This window comes from Rothia similimucilaginosa (assembly GCF_029850985.2).
Lineage (GTDB): Bacteria > Actinomycetota > Actinomycetes > Actinomycetales > Micrococcaceae > Rothia.
Genome location: NZ_CM138149.1, coordinates 609,388 through 631,014 on the forward strand (window position 1 = coordinate 609,388; position 21,627 = coordinate 631,014).

Consider the following 21,627-nt stretch of genomic DNA (forward strand, 5'->3'; position numbering starts at 1 on the left):
AGGCTCTTAAGAGTCCTCCACCTGAATACCGTAGAGAGTCTCCAGTGCCTGTACATAATCCTCCGTGCGGCCCTCCGCCGCAAGTTTCTTGGCGCGCACTGTCGGGGTGTGCAGCAGGGACTTCACCATGCGACGCATCGCCAGCTCAAGCTGCTCCGTCGCCGCACCGCAACCAAACTGGCTACGCACCTTCTCCAGCTCGGAATCCAACACATCCATAGTGTGCGAGCGCAGCGCAACAATCGCGGAATCAATCGTGCGGGAACGCTGACGAGACAGGAACGCCGCCAGCTCAGATTCCACGATGCGCGTAGCCGTCGCCACGGATTCCTCGGTTTCCTCGGGCGCGGCAAGGCGCACCGATTCGAGGGTAATCAGCTCAACGTTCGGCAGGTCAGCAACCGAGGGATCAAAGTCACGCGAAAGTGCCAGGTCGAGGATCGTGTGGTGACCGCCCGGAATCTGTTCGGGAAGCAACGGATCAGAGCCGCCGGAGCAACCAATAATGACGTCGGCAGAAGCCATGGCCTGCTCCATGCCGTCCACCGGCACCGCAGAAACCTCGCGTTTTGCTGCGAACTCGGCGGCACGGCCCGAACGGGAATTGACCCAAATATCGGTGCAACCACGGTCGCGCAGAGCCGCAATGGTCGCGCCGGCGTAAGCACCCGTACCAAAAATCAGGGCGCGGCGGGTCGACCAATCCTTCTCGGCAACCTCATCCGCAAGATCGAGGGCAACAGATACAATGGAGCGGCCCTGAGCACCAAGAGCCGTATGCTGACCCACCTGACGAGCTGTATGCGCCGCGTGTTCAAATAGCTGAACCAGCTCACCGGGAAGGGGCACGCCGTCCTCTTGCGCTTTCGCCTGAGCAACAGCCAGGGCGCGGCGCACCTGACCGGTGATTTCACGCTCGCCAACCACAGCAGATTCTAAGCCGGAGGCGACCGTCAGCAGGTGGCGTGTAGCCTCATCATCGGCGTACACGTCGAAGCTGGAATTAACCAGTTCTTTGTCTAGCCCGGAGGTGTGCGCAATAGAGTCGACAATCCGCTCACGAACCATGGGGACATGGGCGGATACGTGTAGTTGAACATACATTTCAAGACGGTTACAGGTGGCAAGAACGACTGCACCCTTCACACCCAGCTGGCGCGTCATCTCGCCCGCCAGAACATCGGGTACGCCGGAAGCACCGGCGCTCAACGCAGCGACGGTGGTCAAATCAACGGTGTGGTGCGATGCCACAAATGCATAAGTACTCACTAGAGACTAATCATAACCACGCCGGCTAAGCCCCTGTAAAGCTTACAGAACCTAAGTTCCACCATCGTAGGGGTCAAGAGTATCTGCACGGTCGGGGAACTGAGTACGATGAATAGACACAAACTAAGGTTTTCCTCACCACTAAGAAAGCTACCATTAGGTAAGAGTCGCCATGACATAGTGTCGCAAAAACACCCGCATAAACCTGTCACACTAGACACTATGAGCGAAAACCAGCACACAACTCCTGCATCGGAAAAGGGCCCCGCATCGGCTGTCGCACAGGCACCCGCTCTGCCCGCACACCCCACCGACGCCCAGCGACCCCTGCTCACCGACGAACAGCTCGCACACCTACCCGCCAACCACCCCCTGCGCGCAGGCACCACCGCCGACTCGCCCATGCTCCGCGCCCTCACCGGCCGCCCCTCCAGTCACCGACCCGTCTGGTTCATGCGCCAGGCAGGCCGGTCCCTGCCCGAATACCGTGAAGTACGCGAAGGCATCCCCATGTTGGACGCATGCCTCACCCCCGACCTCGCCGCAGAAATCACCGTGCAGCCCGTCCGCCGCCACAAGGTCGACGCCGGCATCTTCTTCTCCGACATCGTCATCCCCATGAAGCTTGCGGGTGTCAACGTCGATATCGTGCCCGGCAGGGGCCCCGTACTCGACCAGCCCGTACGCACCCTCGACGAGGTGCGCGCCCTGCCCGAACTCAAAGACAGCGACCTCGATCCCATCCGCGAAGCCGTAGCCGCCACCGTAGAAATGCTCGGCGACACCCCGCTCATTGGCTTCGCCGGAGCCCCCTTCACCGTTGCCGCCTACATGGTCGAAGGCGGCCCCTCCCGCGACCACCTGCACCCGCGCACCATGATGCACGCCGACCCCGCTGCCTGGCATGAACTCGCCGCCTGGGCATCGCGTACCGCAGGCCAGTTCCTGCGCGCCCAGATCGAGGCGGGTGCCTCCGCCGTGCAGCTCTTCGACTCCTGGGCAGGCTCCCTCGGTGAAAATGACTACCGCCGCTACGTGCAGGCACACTCCGCAACCGCCCTCGACATGGTGCGTGAATACGGTGTGCCGCGCATCCACTTCGGCACCGGCACCACCGCACTGCTGCCCGCCATGCACGAAGCCGGTGCAGACGTCATCGGTGTAGACTACCGCCTGCCGCTATCGGCAGCGAACACCCTGCTCAACGGCGCCGTACCTCTGCAGGGCAACATCGATCCGGCACTGCTTGCCGCAGGTAGCGAAAACCTCTACGCACACGTAGACGAAGTGCTCGCCGAAGGCAACGCCGCCCCCTCGCACGTGGTCAACCTTGGCCACGGCGTACCCCCGACTACCGACCCGCAGGTGCTCACCGACCTCGTGGCGTACATCCACGAGAAAACGGCAAGCTAAAGCAGCGGACCCGCGGGGCTAACACATATCAGCGCTGCGAGACACCGCCCCAGCCACCGCACCCGCTGATAACGCCAACGCCACAGGGCAGACCCGCTGACAGACCGAAGGAGAACCACCATGGGCCAGCACACCAACCAGGCACCAAACCGGACCGCACAGGCCAGCTCCTCCACTGCGCCCCAGACCGCACGAACTTTCACCCGTAACGAGAAGGTGCCCACCGCCATCGTTATCGGTGGCGGCCCCTCCGGCCTCATCTCAGCACGCCGCCTCGCCGCAGCCGGCATGCGCGTCACCCTGCTCGAACAACGGCACCACCTCGGCGGCGCTGTCGGAGCCCACGAAGTTGGCGGCCTGCTCCTAGACTCCGGCGCCGAATCCTTCGCAACCCGCAGCCCCATCGTCAGCGACCTCGTTAAAGAACTCGGCCTGGGTGACCAGATTGTCACCCCCAACTCCTACGGTTCCTGGCTATACCTGCCGCAAGGCGCCCGCCGCACCCCCAGCACCGGCATCATGGGTATCCCCGGCAACGTCAACGACAAATCACTGATTCCCGTCATCGGCAAGAAAGGCCTGCGCCGCGCCCAGGTAGACAAATTCCTACCCATCTCCGCCGGTGAAAACGCAAAGACTCTCGGTGAGCTCGTACGTATCCGCATGGGCCAGAAGGTCCTGGACAACCTGGTCGCCCCCGTCGTCTCCGGCGTGTACTCCACCCACCCCGACAAGCTCGACGTGGACGCCACTATCCCCGGGCTGCGCGCGGCACTGCGCAAGCACCGCTCCCTTGCCGCAGCAGCGGCAGCCTTCCGCTCCGCAGCACCTGCAGGCTCTCAGGTAGCAGGCATTATCGGCGGTATGAACCAGCTCTCTGAACGTCTCGTCGAGGAACTCTACGAAGCCGGTGTACGCATCGTCACCGGATTCGACGTCATCGCCGTAGACCGCGACGAATCCACCGGCCAATGGTTCATCATTCAGCGCCACACCACCGACGGCGAAAACACCCCCCTCTACGCCGACTACCTGGTAGTCGCAACCGATGGCCCGACCGTAGCCCGACTTATCGGCCCGCACGTCTCCACGGCGCTACCCGCCCTGGAGCCCGGCCCCGAAGTCGCCCTCGTCACCCTTGTCGCCGATGCCCCCGACCTGAACAAGCACCCGCGCGGTACCGGCCTGCTCGTCTCCGAAGAAGCAACCGCCGTCCGGGCCAAAGCCCTCACCCACGCCACCGCCAAATGGCAGTGGGTCGCCGACGCAGCAGAACCCGGCCGCCACGTTGTGCGCCTCTCCTACGGCCGCGGTGGCGAAGACTCCCGCTTCTCTGAAGTGGCACTCGCCGACGAGCAGCTCATCACCCTCGCCCTGCGTGATGCAAGCCGCATGATGGATGTATCCCTCACCCACAGCAACCTCGTCGACGCGGACGTTGTACGGTGGCGCGGCGTACTGCCCGCCTCCACTCCCGGCCACCGCGAACGAGTCAAAGAATTCCGCGAACGCGCCAGCGAACTCGGAACCCTCAGCACCGTTGGCTCCTGGGCCGCCGGTTCCGGCCTAGTCCTCACCGTCAAAGACACCTACGAGCAGATGGACCGCCTCATCTATCACGCCGCACAAGACTGGGAAGGCGTCACCGCCCCCAACGCTGCCGACACTCAATAACCGGTAATACGCAGCGCACCATAAACCATAATTTGAGAAAACGCGCGGCTACGGACGCTGCGCCTCTAAGACAGCGAACCCTCGCTGAAGAAAGGAACACACAATGTCTCACGACCACGCAGCACATGGCCACAGCGGTGCACACGGTGCACACGGCAGCTACAGCCACTCCGGCCACGGCTACGGCGGCGCACCCAAGGGCTACGCAGTCCAGCATTCCGCAGCTGACGAGAACCGCCGCGGCCGCGAAAAAGGCGAAACCCTGCACTACGTCCTCTACACCGTCTTCGCACGCTCCGGCGCACGCCCCGCAGAAGCTAACACCGACGAAGCCCGCGCAGAATTCGAGCAGCTCACCGAACAGCTCGCAGCCGAGGGCGTGACCCTGCGCGGCATCTACGACGTCTCCGCAATGCGCGACAACGCAGATATCATGATCTGGACCCACGGCCAGAACCCCGAAAAGCTGCAGGCAGCAGTCCGCAAGATTCGCCGCACTGCACTCTTCACCGGTACCACCATCGTTTGGTCCACCATGGGCGTACACCGCGAAGCAGAATTCACCCGCAACCACGCCCCCGCATACGCGCGCGGCAAGGCACCCGAAGCATGGGTCTGCGTCTACCCCTTCGTACGCTCCTACGACTGGTACTACATGAACCCCGAACGCCGTGCAGAAATGCTCAAGAACCACGGCATGAAGGCAATCGACTTCCCGCAGATACTGGCAAACACCGTCGCAACCTTCGGCATGAACGACTACGAATGGGTCCTCGCCCTTGAAGCACCCGAACTGGTCGACCTGGTCGACATGATGCGCCACTTCCGCAATACCGAAGCACGCCTGCATGTGCGCGAGGAAACCCCCTTCTACACCGGCCGCCGCATCGGCGCAGACGAAGTAGCAGAGGTCCTGGCGTGAGCCATCAGCCAAACGGCGGCGTAACCCTCAACGGCACGCTCTTGCCGGACGACGTGGTACCCAACCACACCGACCCGGCGAACACCGCCTCCAACGGCCCCGCTGCACTCAATGAGCAGACCCTCGGTGATTACCGAAGCGAACGCAGTATCACCCGTGAACGTGCCGAAGAGGCACGCCCCTACGACCTGGTGATTCTCTCCTCCTTCGGCGGACCCGAGGGGCAGGAGGACGTCATCCCGTTCCTACGCAACGTAACCGCTGGCCGCGGCATCCCAGATGAGCGCCTCGAAGAGGTCGCCACCCACTACCGCGCCAACGGCGGCGTCTCGCCCATTAACGAGCAGAACCGTGCCCTGCTCGCCGCACTGCAGCAGGCACTCGCCGAGCGCGGCCCGCACATCCCGATCACCTGGGCGAACCGCAACTGGAAGCCCTACGTGAAGGACGTGCTCGCCGAAGCCTACGAGAACGGTCACCGTAACGTGCTCGTGCTGGCGACCAGCGCCTACCCCGGCTACTCGAGCTGCCGCCAGTACCGTGAAGACTACGGTGTGGCGATTGAGCAGCTCGGTCTGGAAGGGCACGTGCACGTGGGTAAGATCCGTCAGTTCTTTGACGTGCCCGGATTCTCCCGCGCTTTTGCTGACGGGCTGAAGGACGGGCTCGCCACGGTGCGTGAGCAGCTTGCCGCACGCGATAGCGGTTCGCTGAACCCGCGCCTGCGCATCATGTTCTGCACTCACTCAGTGCCGACCTCCGCGGCGAATGAGGCAGGCCCGCGCGGTGTGAACTATGAGGGCGGCTCCGCCTACGTAGAGAAGCACCTGCAGGTCGCTCGTGCCGTGCTATCGCTCGTGCGTGATGAGGCTCCCCAGCTTCTGCAGAACGTCGAGTGGGAGCTGGTGTACCAGTCTCGTTCCGGCCCGCCGTCCATGCCGTGGCTCGAGCCGGACGTCAACGACGCCCTGGAGGCGCTGCCCACCCCCGCCAACCCGGCGGAGGATGGCGAAGCCCCCGTGGAAGGCGTCGTGCTGGTGCCCCTCGGATTCGTCTCCGACCACATGGAAGTCAAGTGGGATTTGGACACCGAGGCGCTGGACACCTGCCAGCGCCTGGGCGTGGTCGCCGTGCGCACCCCCACCCCCGGCACGCACCCGGCGTACGTGGAGTCGCTGCGCCGCCTGATTGAGGAGCGCGTGGAGAACGGCGTTTCAGCCGACCTACGCCCCGAACGTGAGAGCGTCTGTGCCCCGAGCGCGAGCGGTCAGTACGGCTGGTTCGACGAGTGCGAACCTGATTGCTGCAAGCCCGGTCGCGGTGAGCCGAAGCCAGTCATTGCTGAGTATGCAGCCGGTGCTGATAACAGCGCTACTGCACCCAGCACTTCTGAGAACGCACCGGCCAGCCGCTCCGGTGGCTGCGGCTCCGGCGGATGCTGCTCCCACTAACACCACCCCTGTAGCTCCGGCTCGCCCCAACGCCCCTGAAGAGGGTGCGCGGGCGGGTCGGAGCGCATGTGCCTACGGGCTATCACACACATCACCGATAAGGAGAGATATGAGCCACCACGAGTACATCTTGGGCACCCGCGGGTCTGCTCTCGCCCTAACCCAAAGCCGTATTGCTGCTGAAACCGTTACCTCCCTCTACACCGAACACCAGGCACACCACAGCGCCGCAGATGCCGAGGTCGTGGACTTCACCCTGCGCACCGTCAAGACTGAAGGTGACGTACTCACCGGACCCCTGGCAACCCTCGGCGGCACCGGCGTATTCGCGGCGGCACTGCGCCAGCGTCTGCTCGACGGCGAGAACGCTTCCGAAGAAAACCGCGTGGACATGGCAGTACACTCACTCAAGGACCTGCCCTCCGCACCCTGCCCCGGCCTGGTCATCGCCGCAACCCTCAAACGAGAAGACCCCCGCGACGCCCTCGTAGCACGCGACGGTCTGACCCTCGACACCCTGCCCACCGGCTCCCGCGTGGGCACCGGCTCACCCCGCCGTGCCGCCCAGCTACGTGTGCTGCGACACGACCTTGAAATCGTGGACATTCGCGGTAACGTGGGCACCCGCATCGGCCGCGTGAAGGGCCTTGAAGAACACGCCGGCAAGCAGGTCGTACTCCGCCAGAATGCTGAAACCTCCGAACGAGCCGACCACGGGGTAGGCACCGAACGCAGCGGCGACTGCGACGCCGTGGTGCTTGCCGTCTCCGGCCTGAAGCGCCTGGGCAAGGAAGACCTCATCACCGAGTACCTGGACCCCACCCGCATGCTGCCCGCCCCCGGTCAGGGTGCGCTTGCCCTGGAAGTGCGCGAAAGCGAGTTCGAAAACCCGGACCCTGCCGCGCTGGCCGACGCCGAGGTGGCGCGCCCGGTGCGTGCCCTGGGCCGCGCCCTGCTCGCCGCAAACCACTACGAAACCCGCCTGGCTGTCAGCGCCGAGCGTGCCCTGCTGCGCCGCCTCGAAGCCGGTTGCGCCGCCCCCATCGGTGCCTACGCGCAGGTGGTTGAGGGCGACCTGGTGCTCAACGTTGTGGTGGCATCCCCGGACGGTACCGACATGCTGCGTCACACCTCGGCAACTGCTGAGCTGGATGTGCCCGGCGCCGAACGTCTGGGCGTGCGCGTGGCAGAAGACCTGCTGCAGATGGGTGCCGCAGCCCTGGCCGGACTGGAGGCGAAGTAGACGCCATGTCTGCCTCGCGTTCTGAATCCTGGCAAGGCGACACCCCGCCTGCTGAAGCCCCGTGCACGGTTCTGTTGACCCGCTCCGCCGCGCAGGGCGCGGCCTTCGCGCGCGCCCTCGCCGAGGAGTGCGCACAGAACGAGTTGGAAGGATGCCGGGTACTCTTCGCCCCGCTGCAACAGGCGCGCACTGTCGAGCCGGGCGAAGAACACGCAGCCGTGCTGGAGGCGCTTGCCTCCGGCCAGTACGCGTGGGTGAGCTTCACGAGCGCCAACACGGTCCGCGCCTGCACCGAGCTGTGGGGCGATAAGTTCGCCCGCGCCTGCGCGAGTGGGGGAGTGCGCATCGCCTGCGTGGGCGCGGCAACCGCCCGCGCTGTGCACACCCAGCTGGGGCTGGGCACAGATTTTCAGCCGCAGGTGCAGAGCGCCGCCGGTATGCTCGCGGAGTTTGAACAGCCTGCAGCTGATGCCGCCGTGCTGGTTCTGGAAGGCTTCAACGCCCGCCCGACCCTGCGCGAGGGCCTCAAGAACCTGGGCTGGGACAGCCGCCGCTGCGTGCTTTACGGCATGGTGCCCGCCGAGCAGGTGGCACCCGGAGAGCTGAGCCTTTCCGCCGCCCGCGCGCTCGTGCAGGGGACTGCCGCAGATGCCACCAACCCGGAAACCCCCGCGCCGGATGTGCTGGTGGTGACCGCCCCCTCCCGCCTGCACGCCCTGCTGGACGGCACCCCCGCGCTATCGTCTGAATCCGTGCCGCCGGTGGTGGCGATTGGGGCGAGTACCGCCTCCGCATGCCGCGCCCTGAACTTGCGCCACGTGCAGGCCGATTCGCCCTTACCGCAGGATTTGGCGCGCGCCGCCGTAGCCCTGATTTAGGCGCATCCTTCAGCTAAGACTTCACATTATTTCGAAAGAACTTTTCAGGAGAGATCATGAACCTCACCCGCCGCCCGCGCCGCCTGCGCACCACCGCAGCTATGCGCTCCCTCGTCGCTGAGACCACCCTGCGCCCCGCGCAGCTGATTCAGGTGTTCTTTGTTCGCGACGGCATCGACGAGCCGCAGCCGATTCGTTCCATGCCCGGTCAGTACCAGCACACCCTGGAGAGCATCATCCCCGCCGTGCGTGAGGCGTACGAGGCGGGCATCCGCTGCATTGACCTGTTCGGCATTCCCCGCGATGAGGATAAGGACGAGGTCGGTTCGACCGCCTGGGATCCGCAGGGCATCCTGAACCGTGCGATTGCGGTGTGCCGGGAGGAGTTCGGCGATGACCTGGTGGTTATGGCTGATACCTGCCTGGATGAGTTCACGAGCCACGGCCACTGCGGCGTGCTGGTTGATAACGGCCACGGCACGCCCGTGGTGGATAACGATCAGACAGTGGAGCTGTACTGCAAGATGGCGGTTTCGCAGGCTCGTGCGGGTGCGCATACGGTGTCCCCGTCAGGCATGATGGACGGCCAGATTGCGGCGATGCGCACCGCCCTGGACGAGGCTGGCTTTGAGGATGTGTCGATTCTGGCGTATTCGGCGAAGTACGCTTCAGCATTCTTCGGTCCGTTCCGTGATGCGGTGGAGTCCAGCTTCACGGGTGACCGTAAGACCTATCAGCAGGATCCGGCGAACCGCCGCGAGTCGCTGCTGGAGGTGCGCGCTGACCTGGAGGAGGGCGCGGATATGGTGATGGTGAAGCCTGCCGGTAGCTACCTGGATATTGTGCGTGAGGTGGCGGAGTTTTCGCCGGTACCGGTTGCGGCGTATCAGGTGTCGGGTGAGTACGCGATGATTGAGGCAGCCGCTGCGAACGGCTGGATTGACCGTAAGGCTGTGGTGCTGGAGTCGCTGCGTTCGATTCACCGTGCCGGTGCGGATGTCATCTTGACCTACTACGGTACGGAGGCAGCACGCTGGCTCCGCGATCTGGACGCCTAAACCCCTCCCTCATTTAATGCCGAGAAGCCACATGCTATACAAACAGTATGTGGCTTCTGAGCGGTATTAGAGCGGTGAAGAGTAGTCCGCTTACTTGTACTGCGCCTTCTGGAAGGACGCGCGGCGTGCCGCCTCTTCTGCATGCTTACCGGCAGGCTTGTAACCCATGGTCGTACAGATGACGCGGCCGTCCACGAAGTACTTCGCTAACATTTCACGGTCCGCCGGCGAATCCAGCTGCGCCCAGCGTTCCTGCTCAATCTTGAACGCAATCTGCGCCACCAAACAATCAATTTGGTGATCATTGAGCGCATAGTCGTGCTTGCGGCCGCTGGGAAGCAGAATCTCCAGCCTCCACTGGCTCGCGTCCTTCGGATTCAGCTTGATGGCGTCCGGGTTCTTCGGGTACACACGGAACGCGCGAACCTCAGAGTAGGGGCGGGACTTCGCCGGAAGGAACAGCCGCCCAGCCTGGAACGAATCCGGGTTGTACACCACGTAATCGCGGTTGTACATCAGCAGCACGAGGATCAGCGGAATGTACGCCGCCGCCAAGAACCAGGAGGCGTGACCGATATAGATCGCTTCCAAATCCTCGTCGATGCTCCAGCCCGCCAAGGACATCAAGAAGACAGAGGCGAGCAGGAACGCAATACCGTTGAGCACCCAGTAGGCGGTGCGGTCGTTACGAATCGGCTCCACACCCGGCACGGTGCCGTGCACACGGAACGGTGCGCTCAGCTTACCCAGCGTCGCCGAGTAGATGCGCGGCATGCCCAGCACACGGTCGTCTTTGCTGTAACCGCGTGCTTCGCGCCAGCCGCGGCGACCCCAGCGCGCCCCCACGTACACCATGAGGAACGGCAGAATCAGCGCCGGCAACAGAATGCCGTCGTACACGATATCCCAGTACAGGGTGAAGATAGAGACCGCCACAATCCAGCCCCACAGGTACATGACCACGTGGAACCAGCCGCTAAACACGCCAGCGCCCTTAATAGAATCCAGCTTCTTCTTCGCCTTCTTCGTGGCGCTACCCTTACGGGAAGAGCTCAACGGCGCACCCATCGCGGTACGTTCCGCAGTGGAGCGGAGCACCTCATCAACGGGCGAACCGGATACCTCAAGGTACAGGTCGGCTGCCTTCTCCTTCTTGATGGGCACCGGGTAGGCGATATCTACCAGCAGGCACAAGCCCAAGTACACCATGAAGGCGATCAGCCACACATCGCGTAGCTGCTCCATGGGCAGTCCCAAGGCGCTCAGATCCATGAGCGGCTCACCTCCTTACTTCTCGCAAACCCTTACGCGGATGCGGCAGCGGCGGCGGCAGTCGGAAGAGCCGAGATGATACGTTCCATCGCCTCATCATTGTGGGCGGCAGAAACGAACCATGCCTCGAATGCGCTTGGCGGCAGGTACACTCCGGATTCGAGCATGGAGTGGAAGAACGCGTTGTAGCGGCTGGTTGCCGAGGCCTTGATATCGGCGTAGTTGTGCACTCCCGCCTCGGAGGTACCAAACGCCACCGAGAAGAGGTTACCGGCGCTCTGGATGGAGTGGTCCACACCGGCGGCGTTGAACGCCTCGGTCAGAGCCTGCTGCAGCTGGGCGCTACGCGAATCCAGGTGCGCGTAGACGGCGGCATCAGCCAGGGTCAGGGTCGTAATACCCGCCGCAACCGACAGCGGGTTACCGGAGAGGGTACCAGCCTGGTAGACGGGGCCGACCGGCGCCAGGTGCTCCATGACCTCACGCTTACCGGCTAGTGCCGCGATGGGCATACCGCCACCAATGACCTTGCCGAACGTGAAAATATCGGGAACCCAGCCGCCATCCTCGGGAGCCGTGTAACCCCAGTAACCAGCCGAAGATACACGGAAACCGGTCAGCACCTCATCAAAAATGACGAGCGCACCGTTCGCGTGAGCAATCTCGTGCAGGCCACGGTTGAAACCGGGCTCGGGAGTCACCACACCCATGTTGCAGGGCGCCGCCTCAGTAATAATTGCGGCAATTTGACCCTCATGGTTCGCGAACGCCTCACGCACAGCATCCAGGTTGTTGTAGGGCAGAACGATGGTCTCCGCGGCGGTTGCGGCAGTTACGCCAGCAGAACCCGGCAGCGCCAGGGTAGCCACACCCGAACCAGCCTCGGAAAGCAGAGCATCCACGTGACCGTGGTAGCAGCCCGCGAACTTAATAACCTTGTCGCGACCGGTCACACCACGCGCCAGACGAATCGCAGTCATGGTTGCCTCAGTACCGGTGGACACCATACGCACCTGATCAATCGCACCGGGAATTGCCGCGTTAATACGGTTGACCACCAGCTCAGCCAGCTCAGCCTCCGGCGCGCTCGCCGCGCCAAAGGAGAGGCCGCGCTCAGCCGCCTGCTGAACCGCCTCAACCACCTGCGGATGCGCGTGCCCCAGAATCGACGGACCCCACGAGCAGACCAGATCAACGTACTCGTTGCCGTCCGCATCGTACAGGTAGGGGCCCTTAGCCTTTGCCGCAAACGCAGGGGTGCCGCCCACAGAATTGAAAGCACGCACCGGGGAATTTACACCGCCAGGAATTACCGCGCGAGAACGCTCAAACAGCTTCTCGCTGGCTTCGTGGTGTAGCGGGTGGGTAGAGGAAGAAGTCATCGTATCGGTGCCTTTCAACAGGGACGGCGAACTAAAGAATTACAGGGGACGATACACACCGGGCGACAGAGCCTGTACGCTACTAACGTCCCGTACCTAACCATCATAGGCGCTACAGATGAACCGCAGGTGACAAGCACCTGAACGTACCGAAAGGTGACGATAAAACACAACCGGCAGATTAGGTAACAGATAGGTGAAGAAACTCAGAAACTAACGCATATGCCGGTCAGTATCCAGACGGTGCAGCACCTGAGTGTCCTGATCAAACAACCAGTTCTTATCAAAGAGCAGACGCACAAACGCCAAGCCCATACCCAACGCCATGAAAATCAGCATGGACTGCACAAAACCGGTCGTCGCCGAATACATGTCACCGCTGGCAAAATGCGACATGGAACGATAGAACGGAACACCCGGAACCATCGTCACCACCGCCGGAACCGACAGCGAAATACGTGTGTACTTACGATGATGCAGCGGCGCCACAATCTCAGCCAAAATACCCACACCAAACACTGCAATCGTCGCCGCCATATGTGCGGGCATACCCGCCTCCACCATGTAAATACGGGCGGGGTTCGCCACCGCAGCAATTACACCACCCCACAGGCACGCCACCGGAGAGGCAGCAAAAAGCATCGCAAAGCCAGCCGCCGCAACACCCGAGGAAAGCACCTGCAACACCAAATACAGGGTAGGATGCAGATTAAGAGGTGCCGGAGCAGCCAGCGGCAAATGGAATAGCGACCCCAAAACCCACACCGCAAACGACGCACTAATCAGCAACAAACCCACATACGTCAGACGTGAAATACCCGCCAAAAAGTCCATACGAGAAATGTCGAGCATACCCGTCACCATGGGGAAACCCGGCACCAAGAACAGCACCGACGAAATAAAACCAATCATATGGTTCGGACTAATCCAACTTGCCGCAACCAGCACATTAACAATCGCAATGTACAGACTCGCCGCCAAGAAACCACAAGCCATCCACGTGGCCATATGGCTCACCCCGCGCTTGAGCAGAGTCGAACGCAAATACTGGCCAGCACCCGCCGCCAAGAACACAACCGAGCACTCCACCAGACCGCCACGGTTCAAGAAGGCGAACCCGGCACAGGCCACAGCCGACGCCAACGCCAGCATCCAACGGGTATACAGCGGCTTTGCCGAATCGATACGGTCCAGCTCAGCGTTTGCCTCCGCAGGGGTGATCTTTTCAGGAAGCTCAGAAATGAACTTACCCAACTGGTCAAGCTTATGAGCGTTAATGCCCATCGTACGTTGCTCAGCCACCTCAGTACGGAAATTACCGTCCGTGTACGAAGATGTCGAAATCTCAGTGAAGGTCACCTGCGCGTGATGCTCCTTCAACCCCACAGCCTTCGCCAAACGCGCCATCGACGCCTTAATACGGTAGGCGCTCGCACCCGACTTCATCAGGATGCGACCCAGGCGGAGCACCACCTGAGACTGCGCCACCAAATGCTCATGCGCCAGGCGGGTAGAGCCCAGATAGATACTGCGCGTGTTTGTATCCGGGTAGGGTTCGTGTGAAGGGTTGCGGTGATGGTCCATTGAGGGCGCTCCCGGGCTAATTTCTGTCAATGCGTTGTGCATACTCTTTTTAGCATAGGGGAGATGGCCAGCCGACGATAGCGTCAGCCTGTCAGCAAAGGCGAGATAGTTGGGTAGCCGAGGTGAGTTTAGCGACGCACCGGCCAGCGGCCGTCAATGACCTCAGATTCCTTACCCGGTTGCGTACGCAACCACGCCTGGAAGCTTGCCGCCTGCTCCGCCGCCCACTGAACCTGCTGCTCATGCAGCTGGCGCGCATCCACGTTGAGGACCTCGGGGAACTGCTCGGTGAGCTTCACCAGCAGACGCTCCGCTGCCAGGGCGTCATCAGCGGACGTGTGCGAATTCTCCAGGGAGACACCGTACTCGGCGGCGAGAACCTCCAGGGTGCGCTTGCCGCGCTTACGCGGAATCACGTGCTTATGCAGAACGTACGGGTCGAGCACCACACCCGGCGGCAGCTCACCGTTGGCAATATTGTGGCGCAGCATCTCGTGGTGCAGCACCGAAAAATCGTAGGCGGCATTGAACGCAATAGTCGGCACGCCGTCAAGGTTTAGCGCACCAATCGCGCCGGCAAGCTCCCACACGACCTCGCGGGCGGGACGACCGTGCTCACGTGCGTACTCGGTCGTAATACCGTGCACGGCGGCGGCACCGGCAGGAATCTCAACGCCGGGGTCAGCCAGCCACTCGCCACGGCGCACCACATTACCCTGAGGATCCAGCAGAATCAGGGAAGCAGTCACGATGCGGGCGGTGGTAACGTCCACACCGGTGGTTTCAAGGTCAAAAGTGGCGCGCAGGCCGTTCATCCAGGTCATGCTATAAGACTAACCCAGCGGAGAAGGAGGCGCGCGCCCGGTCGTCACGCGGCTGTGGATAAGCGAGAAGCGGTTCTCTCTTACTTGATAACGTGTTCAGAAGCAACGCTAATATCCGCATGTATGCCTTGGATGAGGAGCCTTAATTAGCTCAGGTGACCCCTAGCTTGGCTATGGAATCTCTGTCTAGAGAAGCCGAAAAGATAAACCACCTTATGAGGTGATGAGAGAATTTGAAGGTATCATATATTTACTGAAGTTTTGCGCCCCGGGACATGGAGGTTCCAAATTTAAGAGATAAGATATTTTTTAACTATTCTAAATAGTTCCATTTGTTTTTTGTTTAGGAGGATATTGTGAAATATTGTATTCATAATATGGGGCCAGTCCGGTATGCTGAATACTCTCTCGAGACATTCAATATTATATGTGGCATGAATAACACTGGTAAAACATATGTCACGTATAGTTTGTTTGGGTTTTTAAGTGGCTGGGAAGGGATTTTTGACTCTTTTGCATCTCGTAGTGGATTCAAAGTTAAATCAATTAATCTGAAAGGTCTTTTGAAGACAAGAGAATCGAGGGTTGATTTAGGAGAGTATGTTAATCCATCTTCGGGAGATGTTTCTTTGTTGCAGGAGTTTCTAGATGGGTTATGTAATGTTTACTCGCGGAGTTTAGATGCTATATTTGCTGCCGAAGGCACTAAATTTACTGATAGTTACTTGCGAATCCATTTGGACGAATCGGATATTCAGAAAATACGTGAGTCACAATGGGTGCTGGATGTAAATATTCCTGTCCCGTCGGAAGATGGAGATGATTGGGAGAATGTAGCTATCTCTGCCGAGAAAAAAGAAGGCGAATTGTGTGTGTATTTCAGGATGGAAGACATGGCAAGTAATGGTCTTTTGGCTTTATCTGCATTCAGTTCTGAAGAAATTAGGAGAATTGATGATGGGATATCGTTTGCACTTATAAGATGCATTCTAAAATCTGTGTTTCCTCGGCCATATATATCAAGTGCTGAGAGGACAGGAATTGTCACGTTCCAAGAGAGCTTGATGGTTGCTCGCCAGAATTTTGTTTCATCAATAGTGTCTAAGATGAAAAATCGCGGTGATAGTAGAAATAGGGCTATGCGTGATTCCTTGTTTAGTGAGGAGATTTCTGTTGATCCACAGTATGATTTTGAATATCCTTCTGCGATTCAGTCTAATATCGACTTTATGACGAGGATTAAAACTGTTGTCAAGAAGGATAGTTACATTTATCAAAAACATGAAAATATCCTTGAGTATTTCTTAAATATTAGTGAAGGTGAATATCGATATTCAAGTTCATCTATTGGTTATTTTTTCTCAAAGAGAGAGGCTAAACCCTCGAGGGGTGAGACTAAAACAAAGAAGCGAAATAATCGCTTTAGCCTTGATGAAGTGTCTAGTTCGGTTAGAGCGTTGGTTGATTTGTGGTTCTATCTTCGTTATTATGCCCGTAAAGGGGATTTGTTGATAATTGATGAGCCTGAATTGAATCTTCATCCCCGAAATCAACGTCTTATGGCCCGTCTTTTGGCAATGATTTCTCGAGCGGGAATTAATATTCTTATTACAACTCATAGTGAGTATATTATTCGAGAATTGAATTATCTGATTCGCATGAAGTCCGTATGGGAAGAAGCGATCACCAATAATCCAGATATTATTTCAGGGTACGATGAATCTATGCTGATGAGACATGATGAAATGAATGTCTACGTGACAGGTCCTGCTAGCATTTTTGTCCCCAAAGAACCTGCACCTAAAAGGTTAAGAAGGCAAAATGTAAATACCCTGTCCAAGGTTGAAGTCAGTGAATACGGAATAAAGATGGACTCCTTTAATAGTGTAATAGATGAAATGAATAAATTGGAAGATTACATCTATTGGGGATTAGAGTGATTACACTTTTTGAAAATCTTTTTCATGACGATGCAATTAAATTCTCAAATAATGAAGATCAAACCTTTATTTTGAGTGAGCAGGAGCGGGAAGATTATGCTGGGTACGCTCTAGACATAGCAAGACTTCCAAGAAGTGCTTATATGGTTGATTTGGATAATAATTTTAGTGTGGAGAGAATATTTAATGGAAGCCACTCTGAAGCAAAGCGTCCTGATTATCTGATTGTTGACCCTGAGAATTCTATCGCGTGCGTTATTGAGCTGAAAGGTGGGAATATAAGAAAGCGTAGAGCTGATATAATTAATCAACTGAAAGGGGGAGAAGCTTTTTTAAAATATTGCGAATCTGTTATTAAAATTTTTGCCGAACGTGGGGATGTTGAGAAATGTACCTGTCCTTGCGAATGGTGTAATCAAACATATGAATCTCATAAATATAAGATTCGCTATGTGTGTATATATGGTTTAGGGGGCGAAGGTAGCTCAGGAATTAAAAAGGGGCATAGGTCGGCGGGATCACCTAAACGAAGAGTTGTTCCTCCCTTAAATGAGAATATTAAATCTAAAGCGATAGTTGAAAATACTCCAGATAATTTTGCAAAATTTGGCCCTGGAGATATTGTGCAGAATAATGAAACCGGACATATGCAGATTTATTGGAATAAGGTTTTATACGGATAGAACATAGGGAACTCCTAACCGGGAGAATAATGACGGGCGGCGGGGCGTACCCGCCGCCCACCCGATAGACTGAAACCATGACAACCCAACTTCTCACCGGCATCCCCGGAACCGGTAAAACCCATCACCTCACCGAACGCGCCCTGCGCTACCTCGCCGACGGGAACGACCCCGCCCGCCTGCTCATCCTCGCACCCACCCGCACCGCCGCGACCCGCATGCGAGACACCATCGCCGCATCCAGCGACCGCAGCCTCTCCGTAGCACCCACCCGCGCCTGGGCAGCATACGCCTTCGACCTGCTCAAACGAGCCCAAACCCGCGGGCTACTCAGCGGCGTAGAAGGCAACCTCAAACTCCTCTCCGGCCCCGAACAAGACGTCATCATCGGCGAACTACTCGCCAACCACGCCGAAGGCATCGCCCCCGGACCCGCCTGGCCCGACGTACTCCGCGACGCCCTCGCAACCCGCGGATTCCGCCACGAAATCCGCGACTTCTTCGACCGCATGGCAGAATACGACCTCACCGCCGAAGACGTACACGCCCTCGCCACCGAACACAACCAGCCCGCCTGGCATGCCCTCGCCCAACTGCACACCGAATACCGTGCCGTGCGAGCCCTCCGCGCCAAAAACGCCTACGACCCGGCAGTACTCATCAATGACGCCTGCCGGCTACTGCTGCGCGCCCCCGAATTCCTCGCCGAAGAACGCCGCCGCTACGACCTGATCCTCATCGACGACGTGCAGGAACTTAGCCCCTCCATCTACCGGCTGCTGCGCCTCATCGCCGCAGAAGTCGCCCCCGCAGACGCCGCGCACCTGACCGAAACCCACCCCGACCTCTTCGCTGAAGGCCCCCAGGTTGTCATGACCTACAGCGACGAAGCCGTCGTCCAGGGCTTCCGAGGCGCCCGCCCCGATCTCGTCACCACCCTGCAGGCAAGCTTCCCCAGCATGCGCACCCGCACGCTCACCACCTCGTACCGCCTGCCCGCACTCATGATGCCGCTTGTGGCGGATATTCGCCGCCGCCTGCCGCGCTACACCCGGTTCGTGCCGCTCACCGCTGAACAGGAGGGAGCGAAGGACCGTGCGCAGGGAGGCGCAAAGAACAGTGCGCCCGCAACCTTTGGACGCATCAACACCACCCCCGCCGACGAAGCCCTCACCTGGGGTGCTGCCGACGAACCGCTGCTGCACCTGGGCGCCGACGGCAAAATCCTCGACCCCGCGCACTACCGCACCGCACCCGCCGGTGTGTATAAGTATGCGCTCTCTAGCTCTCAGGACGAGGCGAACCTCATCGCCCAAATGCTGCTCGAAGAACGCATCTACGGCAACCACCCCTACCGCGAGTCCGCCATCATCGTGCGTAGCAGCGCGGACGTGGCGCGCATCCGCCGCGTGCTCTCCTCGAACGGTATTCCCTCGCGTACCTCCGCGGCGCTCGTACCGGTGCGCGACGAGCCCGCCGTACGCCCCTTCCTCGACGCGCTCAGCCTGCTCGTCTATGCCCGCAAGCGCGGCGAGAAGGCGCTCAACCCCGCCGTGCACATGCCCACCGCAGAAGGCGCGGAAGGTTCGGAGGCGGCGGAGCGTGGTGGCTACGAAACCCTCAGCGCCTCCGAAGCTGAAGAGCTCATGCGCCGAAGCCTCAACGACGTCATCGCCGAAGAAAGCCGCGCCAACCCCCTCGGTGGCGCGCAGAGCGCCATCACCCTGCTCACCTCCCGACTCGGCGGCGCATCCAGCATGGACGTGCGACGACTCCGCCAGCAGTTGCGATCCATCGAACTGCAAAGCGGCGGCCACCGCCCCAGCGACGACCTGCTCCTCGGCGCCCTGCTACACCCCGAAACCCTCCCCGAAGAGGGCGTAGGACGCGCAGTGCACCGCATCGCAGCCGTGCTCTCCGCCGGACGTAAAGCACTCGCCCGGCCCGAATCCACCAGCACCGAAGTGCTCTGGGCACTCTGGGAAGCCAGCGGCCTCGAAAAGACCTGGGTCGCCCAGTCGTGCGGCGCAGGCCCCGACGCCGACGCAGCCCACCGAAACCTCGACGCCATGATCGGTCTCTTCGAAGCCGCCGACCGATTCGATGAGCAGATGCGCGGCGCCGATGCCGAGCAGTTCCTCGACTTCATCGACGCGCAGGACCTACCCATGGACACCCTCGCCGCCCGCGGCGTACGCCAAGACGCGGTCGAGATTCTCACCCCCGCACTCGCCGCAGGTCAGTCCTGGCGCACCGTATATGTATGCGGTCTGCAGGAAGGCACCTGGCCCAACACCACTGTGCGCGGCTCCCTGCTGAGCACCGGCGACCTTACGGACCTGTGCGATGCGCGCCTCCGCCAGCGCGCACAGCAGGCAGAACAACAGGCGGGGGAGAGCGAGCAGCCGGTGCCGCCCGCCCGCATCCGTAGCTACCCCGAACGCGTGCGCGACACCCGCCACGACGAGCTGCGCATGTTCGCCGTCGCCGCCACCCGAGCCAGCACCCGCCTCGTGCTCACCGCCGTACGCAACGATGATCAGGCACCCGGTGAGTTCTTCGACTTTGTGCTGCCCACCGACGCGGTCGGCGACTCCACGGACGTGCCCATCACCCGCGTGCGCCGCCCCGCCACCCTGCGTTCCCTCGTGGCGGAGCTTCGCCGCACCCTCGTTGAGGAATCGATGAACGCAATGCGCGCCGAAGACGCCCAGCAGGAGGACACACAGCAGAACGGCGCACCGATGCACAACGCATCGGAGGAAGAGGCGCTCACCCCGGAGGCTTCCGCGTACCGACTCGATGCCGCCTCCCGCACTCTGGCGCGCCTGGCGAACGCCCAGGCACCCGGCGCCGCACCCGACGAGTGGTGGGGCCTGCTGCCGCTTTCTAGCACTGAGCTACTTTTTGCGCACCGCCCGGCAGACCACGCTGAGCTGGACGAAAACCACGGTGAAGAACACGGCGAAGAACAGGCTGAAAACCCTGCCGAAAACCCTGGCCGCCGCACCATTACGCTTTCGCCCTCGCGCCTGGAAACCATCCACAGCTCCCCGCTGGACTGGCTGGTTTCCGCCGCCCGCGCGGAAGCCCAAACCGACCTGTCCCGCTCCCTCGGAACGCTCGTTCACGCCATCGCCGAGGAGTACCCGACCGGCACCCTCGAAGAGCTCCAAACCGCCCTCGACGAGCGCATTAGCTCCCTCGGCGTGCCCGCCCGCAAGGAGGGCGAAACCGACGAAGAGTACCGCGAGCGCGTGCCCTGGGAATCCTACGCCCTCTACGAGCGCGCCAAGCGCATGATTCTGCGCCTGAGCTACTACTACCGTCAGCACATGGGCGACGCCGGCTGGCAGAACCTCGGTGTTGAAGGTTCCTTCGCGGTGCGTGTGCCCGTGCCCTTCGACCCCGCCGGTGAAGTCGGCGAGCTGGACGCGCTGCTCACCGGTCGTGTGGACCGCCTCGAGGGTACCGCCCCGGCGGAGGACGGCACCCGCCGCTACGCCATTGTCGACCTGAAAACCGGCAAGTCTAAGCCGAGTGGGTCGGAGATGGAGACGCATCCGCAGCTTGCCGCCTACCAGATTGCGGTGGAGGCTGGTGCGGGTGAACAGCTGGAGGAGCGTTACCGTGCCGAAGCTGCCGCCTTGGAGGCGGGCGAACCGCTACCGGATGCCCGCCCCCAGGAGCTGGAGTACACCGGCTATACGGGTCATTCCGCAGGCGCGGCGCTCGTGCAGCTGGGCGCCTCGGGCGTGAACGATGAGAGCAAGACTCGCCTGCAGGTTCAGCCCGCCCTGACGGAGCACGATTCGTGGGCGGCTGAGCTGGTGCAACACGCCGCGGAGCTGATTGCTGGCTCGCAGGTACAGGCTCGTCACCGTGAGGGTGGCTACGGGTGTCGTCTGCCGGAGATTTGCCCGATTTGTACGCGCGGCCGTCAGGTGACACAACCCTAGTAGCCGCGTACCCCCGTTTACTTTCGATATCACTCACACTGAACCTCCCATGAGAATGATCCATGAGGAAGAGGA

The 21,627-nt window shown here is 60.5% G+C and carries 15 protein-coding genes; 10 read left to right on the forward strand and 5 right to left on the reverse strand.

Annotated elements, in window-relative coordinates; all coding sequences use genetic code 11:
• Positions 1-6 precede the first annotated feature (6 nt).
• Positions 7-1,269 (reverse strand): glutamyl-tRNA reductase, encoded by a 1,263-nt coding sequence (locus tag QFX07_RS02660; protein WP_279755063.1) that lies wholly within the window; start codon positions 1,267-1,269, stop codon positions 7-9.
• A gap of 222 nt (positions 1,270-1,491) precedes the next feature.
• Here QFX07_RS02660 and hemE point away from each other — a divergent pair, with 222 nt between their 5' ends.
• From hemE to hemB, 7 genes are all read left to right on the forward strand, one after another.
• Positions 1,492-2,682 carry a uroporphyrinogen decarboxylase gene (hemE, locus tag QFX07_RS02665; protein ID WP_279755064.1) on the forward strand — a complete coding sequence of 397 codons (1,191 nt, stop codon included), beginning with the start codon at positions 1,492-1,494 and terminating at the stop codon, positions 2,680-2,682.
• 120 nt (positions 2,683-2,802) lie between these two features.
• Positions 2,803-4,356: a protoporphyrinogen oxidase gene (gene hemG, locus QFX07_RS02670; RefSeq protein ID WP_279742143.1), complete on the forward strand. Its 1,554-nt coding sequence runs from the start codon at positions 2,803-2,805 to the stop codon at positions 4,354-4,356.
• Positions 4,357-4,459: 103 nt separating this feature from the next.
• On the forward strand, positions 4,460-5,278 hold the full coding sequence (gene hemQ, locus QFX07_RS02675) for a hydrogen peroxide-dependent heme synthase (protein ID WP_279755065.1): 819 nt from the start codon (positions 4,460-4,462) through the stop codon (positions 5,276-5,278).
• On the forward strand, positions 5,275-6,729 hold the full coding sequence (locus QFX07_RS02680) for a ferrochelatase (protein ID WP_279755066.1): 1,455 nt from the start codon (positions 5,275-5,277) through the stop codon (positions 6,727-6,729). The genes hemQ and QFX07_RS02680 overlap by 4 nt, the downstream gene beginning before the upstream one ends.
• Positions 6,730-6,838: 109 nt before the next feature.
• Positions 6,839-7,972: a hydroxymethylbilane synthase gene (locus QFX07_RS02685; RefSeq protein WP_279755067.1), complete on the forward strand. Its 1,134-nt coding sequence runs from the start codon at positions 6,839-6,841 to the stop codon at positions 7,970-7,972.
• 5 nt (positions 7,973-7,977) lie between these two features.
• Complete coding sequence (locus tag QFX07_RS02690; protein ID WP_279755068.1) at positions 7,978-8,850, forward strand: uroporphyrinogen-III synthase; 873 nt, start codon at positions 7,978-7,980, stop codon at positions 8,848-8,850.
• A 56-nt stretch (positions 8,851-8,906) separates the two neighbouring features.
• Positions 8,907-9,908: a porphobilinogen synthase gene (gene hemB, locus QFX07_RS02695; RefSeq protein ID WP_279755069.1), complete on the forward strand. Its 1,002-nt coding sequence runs from the start codon at positions 8,907-8,909 to the stop codon at positions 9,906-9,908.
• Positions 9,909-9,998: 90 nt separating this feature from the next.
• Here the strand turns inward: hemB and QFX07_RS02700 are convergent, their stop codons facing one another.
• From QFX07_RS02700 to QFX07_RS02715, 4 genes are all read right to left on the reverse strand, one after another.
• Positions 9,999-11,180 (reverse strand): sugar dehydrogenase, encoded by a 1,182-nt coding sequence (locus QFX07_RS02700; RefSeq protein ID WP_279755070.1) that lies wholly within the window; start codon positions 11,178-11,180, stop codon positions 9,999-10,001.
• Positions 11,181-11,212: 32 nt separating this feature from the next.
• Entirely contained in the window at positions 11,213-12,562 is a 1,350-nt protein-coding gene (hemL, locus tag QFX07_RS02705; protein WP_279755071.1) for a glutamate-1-semialdehyde 2,1-aminomutase, read from the reverse strand.
• Positions 12,563-12,775: 213 nt separating this feature from the next.
• A complete protein-coding gene (locus tag QFX07_RS02710) occupies positions 12,776-14,146 on the reverse strand; it encodes a threonine/serine exporter family protein (RefSeq protein ID WP_279755072.1) in 1,371 nt (456 codons plus the stop codon).
• Positions 14,147-14,274: 128 nt separating this feature from the next.
• On the reverse strand, positions 14,275-14,970 hold the full coding sequence (locus QFX07_RS02715; protein ID WP_279755073.1) for a 3'-5' exonuclease: 696 nt from the start codon (positions 14,968-14,970) through the stop codon (positions 14,275-14,277).
• A gap of 434 nt (positions 14,971-15,404) precedes the next feature.
• Here QFX07_RS02715 and QFX07_RS02720 point away from each other — a divergent pair, with 434 nt between their 5' ends.
• The 3 genes from QFX07_RS02720 (at position 15,405) to QFX07_RS02730 (ending at position 21,552) form a co-directional block, all read left to right on the forward strand.
• Positions 15,405-16,910 (forward strand): AAA family ATPase, encoded by a 1,506-nt coding sequence (locus tag QFX07_RS02720; protein ID WP_348539962.1) that lies wholly within the window; start codon positions 15,405-15,407, stop codon positions 16,908-16,910.
• Positions 16,907-17,593, forward strand: a complete 687-nt coding sequence (locus tag QFX07_RS02725; RefSeq protein ID WP_279755075.1) for a hypothetical protein — start codon at positions 16,907-16,909, stop codon at positions 17,591-17,593. Before QFX07_RS02720 ends, QFX07_RS02725 begins: the two co-directional genes overlap by 4 nt.
• Positions 17,594-17,670: 77 nt before the next feature.
• On the forward strand, positions 17,671-21,552 hold the full coding sequence (locus QFX07_RS02730) for a UrvD/REP family ATP-dependent DNA helicase (protein WP_279755076.1): 3,882 nt from the start codon (positions 17,671-17,673) through the stop codon (positions 21,550-21,552).
• Positions 21,553-21,627: the final 75 nt, after the last annotated feature.